The sequence below is a fragment of the Streptomyces sp. 5-10 genome (genome assembly GCF_014712245.1).
GTDB classification, from domain to species: Bacteria; Actinomycetota; Actinomycetes; order Streptomycetales; family Streptomycetaceae; genus Streptomyces; species Streptomyces violaceusniger.
Window position 1 is genome coordinate 35144 of the sequence record NZ_JACVYG010000067.1, and the last position, 18710, is coordinate 53853.

An 18710-nucleotide genomic window follows, 5' to 3' on the forward strand; every position below is an offset into this window, starting at 1 on the left:
GCGGCTCTGCGCCTGCGGCGCGCTATCGCCTATCCCAGGGGCGGGTCCTGCGGGTCGCGGTACATCGGACCGCGACCCGACAGGACCTCCCCGTACGCCTGCATCAGATCCGGCAGCCGCAACGTGGCGAGGTCATCCCGGGTCGGAGTCCCGCTCCACCCCGACAGCCGCAGATCCCGGTAGGCGCAACTCTTCTCGTACAGCGTGCGCAGAAACCGCCCGTTCCCCAGCTCGTCGATCCAGCCCTGGTCCACCACATGGCCGCTGATGCTCCGCAGCTCCTCCACGGCCTCCTCGTCCCACACATCCCCGTTCTCCGCCGCCAGCACCTCCCCGATCCGGGTGAGCTCCAGCGGGCGGTAGCTGGGGAAGTCGACGCGGGTGGTGAAGCGCGAGCCGAGGCCGGGGTTGGCGGCCAGCAGCCGGTCCATGCCCTCGGGATAGCCGGCGAGGATCACCACCAGCCGGTCGCGGTTGTCCTCGGCCCGCTTGAGCAGCACCTGAAGCGCCTCGTCGCCGTACGCGTCGCCCTTGCTGTAGCCCGAGTTGGACAGGCTGTACGCCTCGTCGACGAAGAGCACCCCGCCGAGCGCCGAGTCGATCAGCTCATTGGCCTTCACCGCCGTCTGGCCCAGGTACTCGCCGACCAGATCGGCGCGCCCGGCCTCCACCAGATGGTCGCCGCCGAGCAGCCCGAGGGCGTAGAAGACCCGGCCGAGGATGCGGGCCACGGTGGTCTTGCCGGTGCCGGAGGGCCCGGAGAAGACGAAGTGCCGCTTGGGCGGCTGGACCGGCAGGCCCTGCCCGGCGCGCAGCCGCGCCATGTGGAGCTGCGCCGACAGCGCCCGGACCTGCCGCTTGACCGGCTCCAGGCCGACCATGCGCTCCAGCTCCTGCAGCGCGCTCTCCAGCAGTACCGGATCGGAGGGGCCGGGCTGGGAGGGCAGACCGGCCCGGTCGCGCGTGCCGCCCGCGCCCATCACGGCGGGGCCCATCAGCGGCGGGCCCTCGGGCCCCTCGCCCGCGGCGCGCGGGTCGCGGCCGTCGGACAGCGTGTCGGCGGGGTCGGTGGCGGTGGCGTCCCGGCCGTCCGTGGCGTCCTGGCCACCGGCCCCGGCCAGCGAGACGGCGGCGAGGTCCGCGGGCTCGTCCAGCCCGTCGGACTCGGCTATCGCCGCCAGCCGCGCCGAGGTGTCCATGAAGGTGGAGTCGATGCGGTGCACCGCGCGGTAGAGGGGGAGCGCGGCGGCGCTGCGCCCGGTGCCCTCATGCGCGCGGGCGAGCCAGTAGCGCAGCTCCTTGCGCTGGGGCTGTTCGCTGCGACAGCGCATTAAGGCGGCGGCCAGCAGCGGTTCGGCCTGGCTGTACATCTCCAGCCGGACCCGCGCCATCCCGGCGAACAGACCGGCCTCGATGCCCAGGAACGGATCGTCCAGCAGCGGCTCGGTGTGGCGCACCAGCTGCTCCCAGTCCTTGACCAGATAGGCGCGGCAGGCGTGCAGGAAGCGGGCCTGCGGATCGGCCTCGACCGGGGGGCAGCCGGCCAGCGCCCGGTCCAGCTCGGGCACATGGCGGCCGTCGAGCCAGTGGGAGGCGTGGGCGAGCAGCAGGTCCCGGCTGGTCTCCAGCACCGGCTGGACCCACCAGCCCAGCCAGTACCAGGAGTTGAGGGTGCGGCGGTGCCGGGCGCGCTGCTCGCCGAAGCGGTCGCGGTGCCGGTACATCCGCAGCAGCGCCGCCGCCGTGTCGGCCCGCAGCGCGTGCAGTCCGAGCCAGGCGTCGGCCATTCCCGGATCGAGCCGGGTGGCGGCCCGGAACTCCTCCTCGGCCTGTGCGTACGCGCCCATCGTGTAGGCGTCGACGGCTCGCAGCCAGGCGAGGTCGGCCGGGGCGTGCGAACCCTGCGTGCCGAAATCCATCACGTCCCCCACAACCCCTGCCCCCGTGGATGCCGCAGGGGCGACTGCCCCTTTCGCATCGTACCTGCGCAACTCGCATGGGCCGAGGGTGCCGCACTGTTGTTCGTCGCAATCACACAAGGCCGGACGGGTGTGCGCGGGGGCGTGTAAGGGGCGCACGAGGTCCGGGGCGAGTCGTCACCCAGAGTGAGGAAGTGGCCGCGCAAAGTGGCGGAAAACCGGCGCCAGACAGGACGAAGCCCCCGATCACGGGGGAACAACCGGGGGCTTCGCGTTGTGGGACGACTCGTACGAGTCGCACATTGAGAACGTAAGACCTGTATGGGCCCCAGGTCAAGCCGAGTTGGAGTACGCGTCATGCCCCGGGCGGCGGCGTCAGGGCCGGTCCGGGGCATCGGCTCACGCTGTGTGAGGCCAGGGGGTGTTTCCGTCGGTCGCCGCAGGTCCCGGTAGCACCTCATACCCCTCCTTCCGCTGCCGTACCAAGGCTCCCGCGTACGGACGGGACGGGTCGGCGGCGAAATGCGCGCGTTCGGCGGGCAGCCACCCGTCCCAGAATGCGGACATCCCCGGACCGTCCCGCAGCTGCCCGCGCCGCCAGGAGTCCCGCTCCGGCAGATCCATCCACAACAGCTGCGCCAGCCGCGGGCGCATCGCGCGGCGGCCGCTGCCCACGCCCTCCAGCAGCACGACCGGCGCGGGGTCGAGCCGCCGCCGGGCGGTGGCGAAGCGGCGCTCCACCCAGTCGTACGGGGCGTAGCGCGCGGCCGCGCCCCGGGCCAGCGGGGCGAGGACGTGGGTGTGCAGCCGCTCCGCCCAGCCGAAGAGCTCGTCATGGGTGGCGAAGTCGTCCGTGTGCAGCACGGGCGCACCGCCGAGCGCCTCGGCCAGCTGCCCGGCGAAGGTGGTCTTCCCCGAGCCCGCGTGGCCGTCCACCGCGACCAGCCGGACCGGCCCGCAGGACGGCGGCAGCGCACGCAGGCGCCGCGCCAGCGCGTCCAGGCTGCCAACCGGTCGGTAAGTTCGCATCGGGGACCACCATACGGCCCTTCGGGCTCGTTCACTCCATTGGTTCACACCAATATTGATGAGGCGGGCGCTGGGGGAATCACTGGCCTGAGACCACTCGTAGCGGCCATAGTTGTGCGACTGTCGCGCACCCGCCGCCCACTGGACCGGACGACGACTGGGGGAACCCCGCATGACCAGATCTGGATCCACGCCACGCCGCTCCGTGCTCGCCGCCGCCCTCGGCGTCGCGGGCGCGGCGGCCGTCACCACGACCGCCGCCGCTGCCGCCGGAACGGCCCGCCCCTCGGCGACAGGGACCTCGGAGGCCCCCGGGGCCGCGGCCCCGGCGGGCTCGAAGGCCAAGCGGATCGCCGAGTACCACGGCTGGACCAGCCACGCCGACTGGCTGGCCGGTGCCGCCAAGGGCGTCCGCGCCGAGGCCGGCGCCCGCCCCTGCATCGTCATCGCCCGCCCGCTGGGCAGCGTGGACTACACCGATCCGCACACCGGCACCAAGGCCGCCTGGGAGTACGCCACCTGGACCTCCCCGGTGCGCACCCTCTCCGTGCCCGCGACCGAGGCCATCGTCTCCTGGAACGCCCGCACCCCGGCCGGCACCTGGATCCAGATCGAGCTCAAGGGCACCTACACCGACGGCTCCGCGACCCCCTGGTACGTGATGGGCCGCTGGGCCTCCGACGACGGCGCCTCCTCCATCCGGCGCACCTCGGTGGACGGCCAGAGCGACGACAAGAGCTCGGTGTGGACCGACACCTTCTCCATCGACGACCCGGCGAGCGGGCTGCGGCTGGCGAAGTACCAGGTGCGGCTCACCCTCCACCGCAAGCCCGGCACCGCGCTCACCCCCACGGTGTGGCGGGTCGGCGCGATGGGCTCGGACGTCCCCGACCGGTTCGAGGTGCCCGCCTCCACGCCGAGCCTGCCCAAGGGGCACGAACTCGTCGTACCGCGCTACTCGCAGGAGATCCACAAGGGCCAGTACCCGGAGTACGACAACGGCGGCGAGGCGTGGTGCAGCCCCACCTCCTCGCAGATGATCATCGAGTACTGGGGCCGCAAGCCGTCCGCGAAGGACCTGGCCTGGGTCAACCCGGACTACGCCGATCCGCAGGTCTGCCACGCCGCCCGGTCCACCTTCGACTACCAGTACGAGGGCTGCGGCAACTGGCCGTTCAACGCCGCCTACGCCGCCACCTACCGCGATCTGCAGGGCGTGGTCACCCGGCTCGGCTCGCTCACCGACGCCGAGAAGCTGATCGAGGTCGGCATTCCGCTGATCACCTCGCAGTCCTTCCTCAAGACGGAGCTGGACGGCGCGGGGTACGGCACCTCGGGCCATCTGATGACCGTCATCGGCTTCACGGCGGACGGCGACGTCATCGCCAACGACCCGGCCTCGCCCAGCAACGAGGCGGTCCGCCACGTCTACAAGCGGCGGCAGTGGGAAAATATCTGGCTGCGGACGAAGCGGTACAACGCCGACGGCAAGGTGGTCTCGGGCACCGGCGGCGTCTGCTACCTCTACTTCCCGGCCAAGCCCACCGCCGCCCAGCGGCGAGTGCTGAAGGAACTCGGCATCCGCTGAGGCGGCCGGCCCGCTCAGGAGGCGTTGAGCGCCACGGTGGGGTGGAGGCGAGCGGCGCGGATGGCCGGGTAGAGCCCCGCGAGCACGCCGATCCCCAGCGTGGCGCCGAAGCCGCCGGCCGGCGCCCAGGGCGGGATGACCGTCGTCCAGCCCTGGGCCAAGGCGAACGCCCAGGTGGCCACCGAGCCCAGCGCCACCCCCGCCAGCCCGCCGAGGGCCGACAACAGCAGTGACTCGGTGAGGAATTGCAGCCGGATGGCGTTGCGGGTGGCCCCGATCGCCCGCCGCAGACCGATCTCCTGGCGGCGCTCCAGCACCGAGATCACCATGGTGTTGGCCACGCCGACCCCGCCCACCAGGAGCGCCACGGCCCCGAGCCCGAGCATCAGCGCCGTCAGCCCCTCGTCGGTGGTGGCCTTCGCCGCCAGGGCGTCCGACGGCCGTGAGACCTTCACGGTGCCCTCCTGGCCGGGGTTGACGCTGCGGGCCAGCACCGCCGCCACGTCCGCCACCGACGCGTCCGTGGAGCGCTCGAAGATCGTGGTCGGGTGGCCGTTGAAGCCGAAATACCGCTCGGCGGCCGGGAATCCGACCATCGCCACCCGGTCCAGCGTGGGCACCAGCTCGACCGGCCGGAGAATGCCCACGACCACCACATAGCGGTCATTGACCATGATCTTCTCACCGGGCTCGGTGACGCCCAGCCGCTTCGCGGCGATCGACCCCAGGACGGTCACCGGCAGCCGCTCATTGGCGTGGTTCAGCCAGACGCCCCGGTCCACCCCGGCGCCGAGCGTCTCCAGCAGATCGGGCCGGGCGGCCTGGGTGGTGACCCCGGCCGTCCGCTCCTCCGGCACCACATCGCTGCGCCGGATGCGGGTGTCCACCTCGCCGGTCGCCGTGGCGTGCCGCACCGGGCCGATGCGTTCGACCATCGCGACCGCGTTCTTGGGCAGCACGATGTCCTTCCCCAGCGCGTCCTCACCGGCCTCCGCGGTGAGGAGGTTGGTGCCCAGCCGGTCCAGCCGGGCCATCAGATCGGCCCGGCTGGAGGTGGAGAGCCCCACCACCGCCACCATCGTGGCGATGCCGATCGCGATGCCGAGGGCGGACAGCACCACCCGGGTCCGGCGCGCCCGCAGCCCGACGGCGCCCACGCGGAGGATGTCACCGGCGGTCAGGCGGGAGGGCTTCAGCCCGCGGCCGACGGGGGGCGTGCCCGCCGTGGTCTTCCGGCCGGTCATGACCTCACCTCGTTCGAGTCGGCGACGACCTCGCCGTCGCGGAAGCGGACCCGCCGTGGCAGCGCGTCCGCGATCTCGTGGTCATGGGTGATGACGCACACCGTGGTGCCCGCCGCGTTCAGCTCCCGCAGCAGCTCCATCACCACCTCGCCCGACGCCGAGTCCAGCGCCCCGGTCGGCTCGTCCGCGAGCAGCAGTTGGGGCTCGCCGACCAGTGCCCGGGCGATGGCCACGCGCTGTTTCTCACCGCCGGACAGCTCATGCGGCCGGTGGTCCAGCCGGTGGCCCAGGCGCACCCGCTCCAGCGCCGTACGGGCCAGCGCCCGGCGCTCGCGCGCGCCCACCCCCGCGTACAGCAGCCCGTCCGCCACGTTGTCCACCGCGTCCCGGCCGGGGGAGAGGTGGAAGTGCTGGAAGACGAAGCCGATGTGACGGGCGCGGAGGGCGGACAGTTGGACGTCGGAGAGCGCGTTCACATCGTGGCCGGCCACCCGGACCGTGCCCGAGGTGGGGCGGTCCAGGGTGCCGATGATGTTCAGCATGGACGACTTCCCGGAGCCGGACGGGCCGACGATCGCCAGGAGTTCACCGGAGACCACGGTCAGATCCACCCCGCGCAGGGCGTGGACGTCGCCCGGATAGGTCTTGGTGGCCCCCACCAGCTCGATCACGGCCGCCGGGCGGGGCGGTGGCGCGGTGGCGATCACTGCTCCGCCACTCCCACCGTCATGCCCTCGCGCAGTCCCGGGCCGCTGACCTCGATCCGCCCGTCGGCCGTCATCCCGGTCTCCACCCGCACCATCCGGGTGGTGTCGCCCGCCACCAGCTCCAGGCCGTAGCCGCCCTGCTCACCGCGCAGCGCCACCACCGCCTCGACCGGGACGGCCAGCACGTTCTCGCGGCTCTCGCTGACAAACGACACGTTCACCGTTGCCTTGGCGTCCTCCCCGGACACCGCGGAACGGCCGCCCTCCAGGGTGACCTCCACGGTGATGCCGTCCCGCGCCGCGGCCGACGGATCGTCATCCGGGGACTCGGGGCGGACGGTGCCCGACACCTCGCCTCGTACGGTCCGCCCGCTGGGCAGCGTCACCTTCACGGTGGTGCCCTTGGCGGTGAGAGACACATCCTGCTGATCCAGCTGCGCCCGGACCACCGGCTTGGTGGAGGCGACGGTGAGCACCGTGGCGTCCGGGCCCACGTGGTCCGCGGCCGCGGCGTCCGCCGAGACGACCTTCACCCGGTCGGGCTGGAAGACCACGTCTCCCTTGCCCACCGTGCCGGTGGGGGTGCGGTTGAGCGACTTCTGCCAGCTCTTGACCGCCGCCTTGGTGGCCGCGTCATAGCGCGGATCGATGTACAGCCCGGCCCCGAACCCCAAGTCACGCAGATTCCGCTCCAGTTGGAGGACATCGGAGCCGCGGTCCCCGGGCTTCATGGCGCGGAACATCGGGATCTGCCCGTACAGCAGGGTGACGGGCTTGTCGTTCAGCTCGTACAGCGCCTGCCCCTGGATGACCGTGCGGCCCGCGTCGGCCGCCACCGTCACGGTGCCGTCGACGGCGGAGGACACCTCGCGCCGCTGGGCGTAGTCGAGCTGTCCGTCGACGGTCTTGCTCTGGACCAGATCGGTGCGGACGACCTTGGCCGTGGCGGGCGGCCGGTCGCCGTCCCGGGACGAGGCGTCCGCCCCGTCCCCGCCGCCGAGGACCAGGGCGGCGGCCCCGGCCCCGGTCGCGGCGGCGACGAGGGCGCCACCCGCGATCCACGCGGTGCCACGCCTCACTGCATACCGTCCAGACCGTCGAGCAGCTTGCCCTCGCACGCCTCACGGGCCTGCTTGTACACCGAGGAGTCGGGGTCGATCCGGGGGTTCGTCGGGTCCGGCTCACCACCGGGCACCGCGTTGCCCGCGGACATGGTGGGGTTCTGGAACTCCGAGACGCCGTGGTCCCGCATGCACGTGGCGTGCGCGAGCATCGACTCGTAGTCCTTCTGGGCGTCCCGCTCGGGCTCGAACGTCATCGCCTTGCGCAGCTCATCGGCACAGGCCCCGTCCTTGCCGCCCTTCGTCACCTCGCCGGTGCCGCTGGGATCCTCCAGCTTGTTGATCTTGTCCCAGTCGAGGTAGCCGCTGAGTTTGGGGTCGGGGAAGTCCTTGGCCCCGCCCTTGGTGCGCATGCAGCGCACATAGTCCATCTGCGCGTCGTAGAAGGCGCTCTTGCCCTTGGCGGAACCGCCACCGCCGGTGTCCTTGGAGGAGCCGCCGGAGTCGCTGGAGCCGCCTGAGCCCCCGGTGTCCCCGCCCGGCGCGGAGGCGACCCCCTCCACCCGGGTCGAGTCGTCGTCACCGCCGCAGCCCACCGCGAGGGCCAGGAAGGGCAGCGCGGTGAGGGCGGCCAGGGTGCGCCGGAAGGCGATACGAGAGCAGGCGGCGCGGGAGAAGGCGGCGTGGGAAGTGGTGTGCCGTGTCATGGCGACCACCTTTCGGCGGCCACATGATGGTCCGTCCATGACCATATGATGGATGTGTAACAAAGCCCGTATGCCTTTGATTCATCGGCCTGACCAGCGGTTTCCGGCGATTTCATGGGTCATAATCGGCCGCATGCCGCATGTACTGCTCATCGAGGACGACGCCTCCGTGCGCGATGGCATGGAGCTCGTGCTGCGCCGCCACGGCCATCAGGTGTCGGTCGCCGCCACCGGCGAGGAGGCCCTCGCACTGCTCGACGCCCCCGCCGGGACGGCCGTCGAACTCGCGGTGCTCGACCTGATGCTGCCCGGTATGGACGGCTTCGAGGTGTGCCGCCGGATCCGGGCCCGCTCCACCATGCCCGTGATCATGCTGACCGCGCGCGGCGACGATCCGGACATCGTCGGCGGTCTGGAGGCCGGGGCCGATGACTATGTGGTCAAGCCCGTCACCGCACCCGTCCTCGAGGCACGGATCAAGGCGGCGCTGCGGCGCGCCGACCCCGTGCCCCGGCGGCCCGGCGAGGTCTACGCCGGGCTGGTCATCGACCGGGCGGGGCTCACCGTCAGCCGCGACGGCACCCCCGTCCCGCTGCCGCCCACCGAACTGCGGCTGCTGCTGGAGCTGTCCGCCTCGCCGGGCCGGGTCTTCAGCCGGGAGCAGCTGCTCGCCTCGGTGTGGGACCACTCCTTCCTCGGCGACTCACGGCTGGTCGACGCCGCGGTCGGACGGCTGCGCGCGAAGATCGAGGAGGTGCCCGCCCGGCCCCGCTACATCCAGACCGTGCGCGGCTTCGGCTACCGGTTCGGTCCGCTGTGAAACGCTTCCGGCCGCGCCTGGGCGGACTGCGCACCCGGCTGGTCATCGCCTTCGTCCTCGTCGCGCTGATCAGCACCGTCACCGCCACCGCGCTCGCCTACCGGGAATCCCGCAGCGCCGTCCTCCAGCGCACCCAGGACGCCTTCCAGACCGACCTCCGCGAGCGCGTCGACAGCGCCGCCCCCGACTTCGACATGCCCCCGACATGCGCACGCTGACCGCGCTGGCGGACTCGGTCTCCTCCGGCCTCTCCGGCGCCCCGCTCGTCGTCACCCGCTATCAGGGCCTCACCGCGTCCTCCGACGGCCTGGCCGACCGCACCCGGATCACCCCCGAACTGCGCGCCTCGGTCCGCTCATCGGGCCGCACCCGCTTCCAGCGCGTGGCGTACCGGGGCCGGCCGTATCTGGTGGTCGGCACCCCCGTCTCGTACGAGGACGGCCGGGCCTCCGGGCTCGAGGTGTTCGCCGTCACGTCCCTGCGGGCGGAGGAGGAGCACACCGCCGCCCTGCTGGACTCGGTGCGCGGGGGGCTGCTCCCGGTGCTCGGCCTCGCCGCGGTGCTCGCCCTGCTCGCCGCCGGAACCGTGCTGCGGCCGGTGCGCGAACTGGGACGCGCCACCCGGCGGCTGGCCGAGGGCGACCTCGACTCGCGGGTAGAGGTCAGGGGCCGTGATGAACTCGCCCGGCTCGCCGCGGACTTCAACACCACGGCCGACGCGCTCCAGCGCTCGGTGACCGATCTGCGCGACCAGGAGGCCAGGGCCCGGCGGTTCGTCGCCGATGTCTCGCACGAGCTGCGCACCCCGCTGACCGCCATGACGATGGTGACGACCGTGCTGGACGAGGACGCGGCGCGGCTGCCCGCGGACGCCGCCCGCGCCGCCCGTACCGTCAGCGACGAGACCGCGCGGCTGGCCCGGCTGGTGGAGGACCTGATGGAGATGTCCCGCTTCGACTCGGGCGCGGCCCGGCTCGACGCGGCGGAGACCGATCTCGCGCGGATCGTCCACGGCACGCTGGAGCTGCGCGGCTGGACCGGTCAGGTGACGGCGCGGCTCCCGGAGGGGATACGGGCGGTGGTGGACCGGCGGCGGGTGGACGTGGCCGTGGCCAACCTCGTGGGCAACGCGCTCCGCCACGGTGAGCGGCCGGTGACGGTGACGCTGTCCGCCGACGCGGACCGGGTGGCGGTGGAGGTCACCGACCGGGGGCCGGGGCTGCCGCCCGACGCCCTCGCCCGGGTCTTCGACCGCTTCTACAAGGCGGACAGCGCCCGGGCCCGCTCGGAGGGCAGCGGCCTCGGCACGGCCATCGCGCTGGAGAACGCACGGCTGCACGGCGGCACGATCGAGGCGGCCAACCGGCCGGCCGAGGAGGGCGGCGGCGCCGTGTTCACCCTGCGGCTGCCCCGCCACCCGCGGCAGCGCGCCGGGCAGGGCTCTGGCACACAGGCAGTGGCGACGGACGGAGGGGCGCGATGAGAGGGGGGACGAACCGCCCGCGTACGGCGGCGGTGGCCGTGCTCCTCGCCCTGGCGGCGGCCGGCTGCGGGGTGCGGCCCACCGGGGTGGTGGACGGCGGCGAGCCCGCGAAGGGGCTCACCAAGGATCTGCGGATCTACTACGTCCGCGGCTCCGCGCTCCAGGGCGTCACCCGCCCCGACGCCTCCATCGAGGAACCCGTCGGTGCCCTCAAGCTGCTGTCGGACATGCCGGCCTGGGTCGCGGAGCGCGGCCTCGTCAACCTCGTCCGGCTCGGGTCGTACTGGACCAGCGGCACGGGCCACCGGATCACCCTGCACTCGCCCGGCGCCTCCTTCGACAGCCCGAGCGACCGGCTGCCCAACGGCCAGCTGGTGTGCACCCTCGCCCGTGCCCAATCCTTCCTGCACCGGGACGAGTCCATCCGGCCGGACGACGTCCGGGTCTCCCTGGACGACGGCGAGCGGGCGTACGGCCCGTACCAGTGCTCGCAGTTCCTCACGTGAACGTGTTGTCGCCCGACCGCGCTACGCCGCCGCACGCACCTCGCGCGCGGCGTCCGCGTGGAGCGCGACCCGGACCAGGGCGGCGGCCAGCCGGGGAAGGTCCTTCTCGGCCACCAGTCCCTCCAGCGACCGCGCGCTCTTCGGCAGCCCGACGCGCTCGGCGCCGTCCAGCGCCTTGCTGTCGAAGTACGGGGCGAACTCGGGCCAGACGCCCTGCACCTCGCGCAGGAAGATGTTCACCCCGGCCGGTCCGATGCCCTTGACGCCCTGAAGCAGCTTCTTCACGTCCCCCGCCTCGCGCATCCGCCGCAGATCGCCCCCGTACTCCCGGTTCACCAGCTCGGCCGCCTCGCCCAGTTGGCTGGCGGTCCGCTCGTCGTAACGCCGGTAGCCACCTTCTCCCAGCGCGTCGACCCGCTGCTGCCAGGTGGCCTCCGCCATCCGCCGCGGGTCGCGCATCCCGGCGTCGAAGAGGGCGCGCGCGGCGGCGACGGCGATGTCGGAACTGATCCGCGCGGACAGCAGATGTGCGAGCACCAGCAGCTGGTAGAGGGGGCCGGGGGTGTTGCGGAGCTTGATCCCGGCCTCGGCGGCGAAGGTCGTCCCCTGCTGGTCGAGCAGGGTGCGCGCCACACGCTTGTTCTTGTCGCTCATTGCCCATCCCGCCTCGTGGTGTGGTGCCGTTGCCTCGGTCACGGGTGCCCGGCGGCGCCCCGCTCACTCGGGGCCGCGCAGCCGTTCGTCCTCGCCGGGCCGGGCGCGGTAGCTCACCACGAGGGCGCCGTGCAGACCGTCGGGCGCAGGCGACTCGTGCCGGTCATCCCGCGCATGCGGCCCGTGCGGCGCATGGGGCCCGCGTAGGGAGCCCCGCTCGCGCCGCCCGAAGGCCCAGCCCCAGCCCCTGGCCCGCCGGGGGAAGCCGGACCGGGGCCCGTCCCGCCCGGCCAGCTCCCTCACCCGCGCGTCCAGGACCTCGGCGGCCCGCTGACCGTCCGGCCTCGGCGCGGCCGGTGCCGACCGCGCTGACCTGGGCCATCGCCCGGCGCAGCAGCTGATCCCGGGCGACACCTGGTGGGGTCATGGGGTCACTCCGTGCGTTCCTCCATGTCCTGTGCGTCGTCGTGCCTCCTTGGGGAGACGCCTCCGTGAGGAGATGTACCTCCTTGTAGATATCTATCGGGCGAGTACCCCTATTCACGGCAATTCATCGCATGGGGTTAAAAGGCGGCACGGATTTCGATCCGCGAGGGGGAGGGGCGGGCGTACGGGCCGGGAGTGCCCCTGCCTCGGCCGGGAAGGTCCCGGTGTGGCCCCGGCGCGGCGGACGTGATGAATTTCCTCATTCGACTGCTCAGGCGCGGGGTTGGCGCACCGCCAGAACGGGTCTCCTGAAGGGAGTTCGCCGAGGCGCTTTCAAAGGCCCGTCCACTGGAGGGCCGAGGTCAGCGCGGGGTTCGGGCCCCTGGCAGATGCCTCTGACAGGTGCTCGGCAGCCCCCGGCGGCGCCCGCCTCCATGATCAGATCCGGATTGAACTTTTCCGTTTTTCCTTTCCTCATCGAACGGTTGATCAGTAATCTCGCCTCAGCAGCGGGTTGCCGTGCCGCTCTTCGTCGTGCTCCACTTCCCCGAGGACGCGGACGACCCGAGGGCGGCCCCGGAAGCCGGAAGAGGGCGAAGGAAGTGCAGGACGTGGACTGGCGGCCGGAGGGCATCGACGCCGCAGGCGAGGACGCGGCAGGCTACAGGGACACAGCCCATGGCGGTTGCCCCGGGGAGCGCACGATATGACCTCCGAATCGGGTGGGCCGAGATGTGACCGCGGCGCCGGGGACGCCGCCGGGCACCCCGCCCCCAGGGAGAGCGATCCGCTGAGGCGATTCGCGGGCATCTGGTGCCGGGCCGTTCATCCGCTGGCCGCCACCACGATGACCCCCGAGGAGTTCGAGGGCTATCTGCTGCCGCTGGCCCACCGGTTGAGCGCCGCCCTGCGCTCCTCCCCCTTCGACACCGAGGCCGCGTACGAGGTCGGGGCCGCGCTGGTGGACGCCCAGTGCACCGAGCCCGACGCGCTGCCCGCCATCCTGGGCGTCATCGACGCGCATCTGGTGTCCTGCTCGTCGCTCGGACTGCCCTTCTCCGTACCATCCGGTGAATCGTTCCCAGTCCCGTCCGACGGGTCCTCCCGCGAGCCCTCCCACGAGCCCCTGGCCGACGAGGAGGCGCGCGCCCGCTGTGTGCGGCTCCAGCACGCCCTCGCCGCCGGATTCGTCCGGGAGCTGCGCGAGCGCGAGCGCGATGAGCAAGAGGCGATCTCGCGGGCCGCGATGGCCGCCCGGACCGAGGCCGAGAAGGCGCTGCACGCGAGTGAGGCCAAGTTCCAGGCCGTCTTCGAGGGCGCGGTCATCGGCGTGGGCATCGCCGGGCTCGACGGCGAGGTGCTCGTCGTCAACGACGCCATGGCCCGGATGTTCGGCGGGATGGACTTCTTCCGCCCCGGCCGCAACGTCACCGAGTTCGTCCACCCCGACGACGTCCCCGGCGCCCATGAGCTCTACCGCGAGCTGGTCAACGGGGAGCGCGACCACTTCCGCATCGAGAAGCCGCACTACCGCGACGACGGCAGCGAGCTGTGGACCAATCTGACGGTCACCCTGCTGCGCGACTCCAGCGGCGCCCCGCAGTACCAGCTCGCCCTCGCCGAGGACATCACCGAGCACCGGCTGCTGCGGGAGCGGCTGCGCTACGAGGCCACCCACGACGAGCTGACCGGACTGCCCAACCGCACCCTGTTCCTGGAGCGGCTGGACCAGGTGCTGGCCGCCGACGCCGACGCCGAGCGGTTCGGCGTGTGCTACCTGGACCTGGACGGCTTCAAGGCCGTCAACGACAGCCTCGGGCACGCCGTCGGCGACCGGATGCTCAAGGCCGTCGCCGAACGCCTCCAGCGCTGTGTGAAGGCTCCCGCCGAGCTGCTCGCCCGGGTCGGCGGCGATGAGTTCCTGGCCCTGGTCACCGGCCCCGCGGCGCAGGCCGACGGCGCCGGACTGGCCCGCCGGATGCTCGCCGCGCTCGCCGAACCCGTCCGGATCGAGGGCCGTGAGCTGCGGGTACGGGCCAGCATCGGCGTGGTCGACGGCCTGGCCGGGGAGATCGGCCGGGCCGAGGTGCTGCGCAGCGCCGACATCACCATGTACCGGGCCAAGGCCGCGGGCGGCAATCGCTTCGAGATCGCCGACGCCGACTCCAACGCCCGGGTGATCGCCCGTCACAGCCTCACCAACGGGCTGCCCTCCGCCCTGGAGAAGGGCGAGTTCTTCATCGAGTACCAGCCGCTGGTACGGCTCACCGACGGCACCGTGCGCGGCGCCGAGGCGCTCGTACGCTGGCTGCACCCGGTGCACGGAGTGCTCGGCCCCGACCAGTTCATCCCGCTCGCCGAGGACACCGGGCTGATCGTCCCGCTCGGCCGCTGGGTGCTGGAGCAGGCCGCCCGGCAGGCGCGCGAGTGGCGCGACGCCGCCGAGGACGACGCGTCGCTGCGCGTCAACGTCAACCTCTCGCCCTGCCAGCTGAGCCATCCCACGCTGGTCTCCGACACGGTGGCGGTCCTGGAGAACGCCGGGCTGTGCCCCAGCGCACTGTGCCTGGAGGTCACCGAGAACGACCTCATCGGCGCCGACGAGACCGCCCTGCGGCCGCTGCGGCAACTCGCCGACCTCGGCGTGGACATCGCCCTGGACGACTTCGGCACCGGCTACTCCAACCTGTCGTATCTGCGCCGGCTCCCGGTCTCCCAGCTCAAGCTGGACCGTTCCTTCACCCGGGGCATGCAGCGGGCCCCGGCCGATCCGGTCGACGTCAAGATCGTCGAGGGGATCGTCTCGCTCGCCCACACGCTGGACCTCGCGGTGACGGTCGAGGGCGTGGAGACGGCCGTACAGGCCGAGCATCTGCGGGGGCTGGGTTGCGACACCGCCCAGGGCTGGTACTACGCACGGCCGGGCCCGCCGGAGCGGCTGCACACGCTGGCACTGGCCGACGCGAGCTGAGGCACGGCCGCGAGCTGAGGCACGGCAAGGCGGCACTCACGCTGAGGGCGCGAGGGCGCGAGGGCGCGAGGGCGCGAGGGTGCGGGGGCCAGAGGGTGAGAGGGCGCGAGAAGGTGGTGCTCACCCCCTCGTGCCCATCCGGCGGCGTGCCGCGCTGAGTTGTTCGCCGCGCTCAGCTCGCCGTGTCGTCCAGCAGCCGTGAGCGGATCAGGAAGCGCACACCCTCCGGTGCCTCCAGGGAGAAGCCGCTGCCGCGGCCCGGCACCACGTCCACCGTGAGATGCGTATGTGCCCACAGCTCGAACTGCGAGGCCGACATCCAGAAGCCCACCGGCTCCTCGACCCCGTCCACCTCCAGCTCCCCGAGCAGCACATCCGACCCACCCGTACGGAACTCGCCGAGCGGATAGCACATCGGCGCGCTGCCGTCGCAGCAGCCGCCCGACTGGTGGAACATCAGCGGCCCGTGCTCGGCCCGCAGCTTGCGGATCAGCTCGGCCGCGGCCGGTGTCAGCGCGATACGGTCCATGGGCGATCCCTCTCCGTCATGCTGGTCATGCTCACGGCGCGGTCAGGGGTCCGGCCCAGCGAACCCTCCGCCACGTTGCGAGAACGTTGCCCTCACCACGTTCCCCGTCACGACGCTGCCCTCACCACGTTCCCCGTCACGACGCTGCCCTCACCATGTCACCGGCAGCTCGCGCAGCCCATAGGTGTTCTTGTCCGTACGGACGTGGATGTCGTCGAACGGAACGGCCGGCCGCAGGGCGGGGAACCGGTCGAAGAGCCTGGCGTACGAGCAGCGCATCAGCGAGCGGGCCAGCTGCTGCCCCAGGCACTGGTGGATGCCGTATCCGAACGCGGCGTGGTGGGCCGACGAGCGGGTGACGTCCAGGGTGTCGGGCGCCGCGAAGTGCTCCGGATCGCGGTTGACCGCGGGCAGCGCGAGGGTGACCGAGTCCCCGGCCCTGATCAGGTCGTCGCCGACCTGGACATCCTCCAGGGCGGTGCGGATGGGCCCGAAGTGGGTGACGGTGACATACCGCAACAACTCCTCCACGGCGGAGTCCATCACGGCCGGGTCGGCCCGCAGCGCGTCCAGCTGCTCGGGGTTCCGCATCAGCGCGAGGGCGCCGAGGGCCAGGGTGTTGCCGGTCGACTCGAAGCCGGCGGTGAGGATGACCATGCCGATCGTCGCGGCCTCGTCCTCCGGCAGACCGGGCTCGGCGGCCAGATGCCCCAGAAGGTCCTCCGCCGTCCCGGTCTTCTTCTGTCCGATCAGCTCACGGAACCGCTCGTGGATGGCCTGGGTGGCGCGGGTGATCTCCTCGGCGCCGGAGTCGAGTTCGAACAGCGCCGCCGAATCCTTCCGGAACCGCTCACGGGCCTCGTTCGGCACGCCCAGCAACTCCGTGAGGAGGTCGAGTGACAGCGGCATGGCGAAGTCGGCCACGAGGTCGGCCGGCGGCCCCTTCCGCTCCATCTCCGCCAGCCGCCCGTCGGCCAGCTGCTCGATCCTCGGGACCAACCGGTCCATGCGGCGCACGGTGAAGTGGCGGGTGAGCAGCCGCCGGTAGCGCGTGTGCTCGGGCGGGTCCATGCGGTGGAAGACACCGGGCGGCACCGCACGCCGCGACCGCTCGGCCTCGGAGGAAATCGCCACCGGCATGCGGGCCAGGTCGGCCCGGTTGCTGAATCGGCTGTCGCCGAGCACCAGCCGAGCGGCCGAATATCCGGTGACCAGCCATCCCAGATGGCCATCGGAATAGTGCATACGGCTCAACGGGCCCTGTTCGCTGAGCCGCAGGAGTTCGGTGGGCAGGTCGAACGGACACCGACGCGTGGTGGGCACGCCGGTGGGAATCGGAAGAGCGTCCGTCATCGTATCTTCCTCTATGTCCGGATCACGAGTCTTCGTGACCTTGTTCGCGGGAAGGGAAATATCTGAGTGGCAGGATGGTGCCATACGGCCTCCTAAGTCTGCCCACGGCTCTTGTCGCGATATAGGGGCGGGGTTAGACTCCCGATGCAAAATGACATGAGTATTTCGAAATTAATTCGGTGCTGCTGCCCGGGAAGTGACCCGATATTAGGCAATGGGTGGTGCTCGTGCAAGACGGGGGAATGAATGGGTCTCGCTATCCGCAAGGGTCTCGCTATCTTCCTCAGGGTTCTCGCTACCCGCTATCCGCTGCCCAGCGGGAGATCTGGGTGGCGCAGCGCATCAATCCGGATGGCCTGCAATTCCAAGTAGGCCAGTATGTCGAGATCCGTGGGCCCCTCAACCCCGCCCTTTTCGAATCGGCGCTGCGCCGGGCCGTCGCCGAGGCCGATACGCTGCACGCGCGCTTCCTGGACGTCGACGACCTCGACGACGTCGACGACATTGACGTCGACCTCGACGGCGTGCCCCATCAGGTGCTCGGCCCGCCCGGCGACTGGGCGCTGCGGACCCTCGACCTGAGCGGCGGCCCCGATCCCCGGGCCGCCGCCGAACGGTGGATGCGCGAGGAACTCAGGACGCCGATGGACCTGGCGCGCGGTCCGCTGTTCTCCTTCGCCTTGATCAAGACGGCGGCGGATCGGTTCGTCTGGTACCAGGGATATCACCACATCGTGACCGACGGGGCGGGCAGCACACTCTTCGCCCGCCGGGTCGCCGAACTCTACACGGCATTTCAAAAGGGTGAACCCGCCGGTGAGTCCCCATTCTGTTCGCTGGCCGCCCTGCTCGGCCAGGAAGCCGAGTACCGGGAATCCGAGGAATTCGAGCGTGACCGCCGGTACTGGCTGGAGCGTTTTGCCTCCCCGCCCCAGGCCGCGCGTCTCACCACCGCTCCAGGCACCGAACCCAGCGATTTCCTGCGCCATACCACCCCGATCGGAGCTGATGAGGCCGACCGCCTCAGAGAAGCCGCCCGCGCCGCCCGGACTCACTGGTCGGTGGTGCTGACCGCTGTTGTCGCGGTTTACCTGCACCGCTTGACCGGGGCGGAGGACATCACGCTCGGCTTCGCTGTTTCGGCGCGAAAGGACCCGATTTCCCGCCGTACTCCCGGAACCCTGGCCAACATACTTCCACTGCGCGTGGAATTGAGCGCCGCGACGACCTGGGCCGATGTCCTGCGACGCCTTTCCCGGGAAGTCCGCATGGCCCTGTCGCACCAGCGCTACCGGGGTGAGGACCTGGCCCGCGACCTCCGTCTCACCGGGGGCGTTCCGGCCCTCGTGGGGCCCGAGGTCAACGTCATGTCGTTCGACTGGGACCTGGAGTTCGGCGAGTGCCGGGCCACCCACCACAACCTGGCCAACGGCCCGATCCCCGATGTGTCGGTCATGGCCTACGAACAGCCCGACGGCGGTATCCGCATCGACCTGAACGGCAACGCCGACCTCTACAGCCCCCAGGATCTGGCCGACCATCAGCGGCGCCTCTTCGCCTTGTTGGAGGCGGTGGTGGTGGATGCGGGTGGGTGTGTGGGTGGGGTGGAGTTGGTGTCGGTGGTGGAGCGTGGGGTGTTGTTGGGGTGGGGGAGTGGTGGGGTTGGGGCGGTGGGGTCGGGGACGGTGCCGGGGGTGTTGGGTGAGCGGGTGG

At 71.8% G+C, this 18710-nt stretch carries 15 protein-coding genes and 1 pseudogene; 6 read left to right on the forward strand and 10 right to left on the reverse strand.

Going from position 1 to position 18710, the window contains the following annotated elements:
* Positions 1-29: 29 nt before the first annotated feature.
* Together IEJ02_RS42260 and IEJ02_RS42265 are read right to left on the reverse strand one after the other, a co-directional pair.
* A complete protein-coding gene (locus IEJ02_RS42260) occupies positions 30-1919 on the reverse strand; it encodes an AAA family ATPase (protein ID WP_137980391.1) in 1890 nt (629 codons plus the stop codon).
* 399 nt (positions 1920-2318) lie between these two features.
* Positions 2319-2948 carry a uridine kinase family protein gene (locus tag IEJ02_RS42265; RefSeq protein ID WP_137980392.1) on the reverse strand — a complete coding sequence of 210 codons (630 nt, stop codon included), beginning with the start codon at positions 2946-2948 and terminating at the stop codon, positions 2319-2321.
* 172 nt (positions 2949-3120) lie between these two features.
* On the opposite strand from IEJ02_RS42265, the gene IEJ02_RS42270 reads away from it, so the two are divergent.
* Positions 3121-4536, forward strand: coding sequence for a C39 family peptidase (locus IEJ02_RS42270; RefSeq protein ID WP_191069631.1), 1416 nt, complete (start codon positions 3121-3123; stop codon positions 4534-4536).
* Positions 4537-4550: 14 nt separating this feature from the next.
* On the opposite strand, the gene IEJ02_RS42275 is transcribed toward IEJ02_RS42270, so the two are convergent.
* The 4 genes from IEJ02_RS42275 to IEJ02_RS42290 are packed head-to-tail and all read right to left on the reverse strand — an operon-like array spanning position 4551 to position 8255.
* Positions 4551-5780, reverse strand: a complete 1230-nt coding sequence (locus IEJ02_RS42275) for an ABC transporter permease (RefSeq protein ID WP_191069632.1) — start codon at positions 5778-5780, stop codon at positions 4551-4553.
* Positions 5777-6484, reverse strand: coding sequence for an ABC transporter ATP-binding protein (locus IEJ02_RS42280; protein WP_191069641.1), 708 nt, complete (start codon positions 6482-6484; stop codon positions 5777-5779). The genes IEJ02_RS42275 and IEJ02_RS42280 overlap by 4 nt, the downstream gene beginning before the upstream one ends.
* A complete protein-coding gene (locus IEJ02_RS42285; RefSeq protein WP_191069633.1) occupies positions 6484-7566 on the reverse strand; it encodes an efflux RND transporter periplasmic adaptor subunit in 1083 nt (360 codons plus the stop codon). Before IEJ02_RS42285 ends, IEJ02_RS42280 begins: the two co-directional genes overlap by 1 nt.
* A complete protein-coding gene (locus IEJ02_RS42290) occupies positions 7563-8255 on the reverse strand; it encodes a hypothetical protein (RefSeq protein WP_223865349.1) in 693 nt (230 codons plus the stop codon). The genes IEJ02_RS42285 and IEJ02_RS42290 overlap by 4 nt, the downstream gene beginning before the upstream one ends.
* A 133-nt stretch (positions 8256-8388) precedes the next feature.
* Here IEJ02_RS42290 and IEJ02_RS42295 point away from each other — a divergent pair, with 133 nt between their 5' ends.
* The 3 genes and pseudogenes from IEJ02_RS42295 (at position 8389) to IEJ02_RS42305 (ending at position 11064) form a co-directional block, all read left to right on the forward strand.
* Positions 8389-9075: a response regulator gene (locus IEJ02_RS42295; protein ID WP_182469628.1), complete on the forward strand. Its 687-nt coding sequence runs from the start codon at positions 8389-8391 to the stop codon at positions 9073-9075.
* Positions 9072-10558: pseudogene (locus IEJ02_RS42300) on the forward strand (ATP-binding protein). The gene IEJ02_RS42295 and the pseudogene IEJ02_RS42300 overlap by 4 nt, the downstream one beginning before the upstream one ends.
* The gene (locus tag IEJ02_RS42305; RefSeq protein WP_191069634.1) at positions 10555-11064 is read left to right on the forward strand and encodes a hypothetical protein; all 510 of its coding nucleotides are present in this window, start codon (positions 10555-10557) and stop codon (positions 11062-11064) included. The pseudogene IEJ02_RS42300 and the gene IEJ02_RS42305 overlap by 4 nt, the downstream one beginning before the upstream one ends.
* 21 nt (positions 11065-11085) lie before the next feature.
* On the opposite strand, the gene IEJ02_RS42310 is transcribed toward IEJ02_RS42305, so the two are convergent.
* Both IEJ02_RS42310 and IEJ02_RS42315 read right to left on the reverse strand, forming a co-directional pair.
* Positions 11086-11718 (reverse strand): HhH-GDP family DNA glycosylase, encoded by a 633-nt coding sequence (locus tag IEJ02_RS42310; protein ID WP_191069635.1) that lies wholly within the window; start codon positions 11716-11718, stop codon positions 11086-11088.
* 63 nt (positions 11719-11781) lie between these two features.
* On the reverse strand, positions 11782-12021 hold the full coding sequence (locus IEJ02_RS42315; protein WP_191069636.1) for a hypothetical protein: 240 nt from the start codon (positions 12019-12021) through the stop codon (positions 11782-11784).
* Positions 12022-12850: 829 nt separating this feature from the next.
* Here IEJ02_RS42315 and IEJ02_RS42320 point away from each other — a divergent pair.
* The gene (locus IEJ02_RS42320; RefSeq protein WP_223865350.1) at positions 12851-15115 is read left to right on the forward strand and encodes a putative bifunctional diguanylate cyclase/phosphodiesterase; all 2265 of its coding nucleotides are present in this window, start codon (positions 12851-12853) and stop codon (positions 15113-15115) included.
* Positions 15116-15287: 172 nt separating this feature from the next.
* Here the strand turns inward: IEJ02_RS42320 and IEJ02_RS42325 are convergent, their stop codons facing one another.
* Both IEJ02_RS42325 and IEJ02_RS42330 read right to left on the reverse strand, forming a co-directional pair.
* Positions 15288-15644, reverse strand: a complete 357-nt coding sequence (locus IEJ02_RS42325) for a DUF779 domain-containing protein (protein WP_137980395.1) — start codon at positions 15642-15644, stop codon at positions 15288-15290.
* Positions 15645-15794: 150 nt separating this feature from the next.
* A complete protein-coding gene (locus IEJ02_RS42330) occupies positions 15795-16997 on the reverse strand; it encodes a cytochrome P450 (RefSeq protein WP_191069637.1) in 1203 nt (400 codons plus the stop codon).
* Positions 16998-17326: 329 nt separating this feature from the next.
* Between IEJ02_RS42330 and IEJ02_RS42335 the strand changes: the two genes are divergently transcribed.
* A partial coding sequence (locus IEJ02_RS42335) for a condensation domain-containing protein (protein WP_317986059.1) occupies positions 17327-18710 on the forward strand: 1384 nt, incomplete at its 3' end.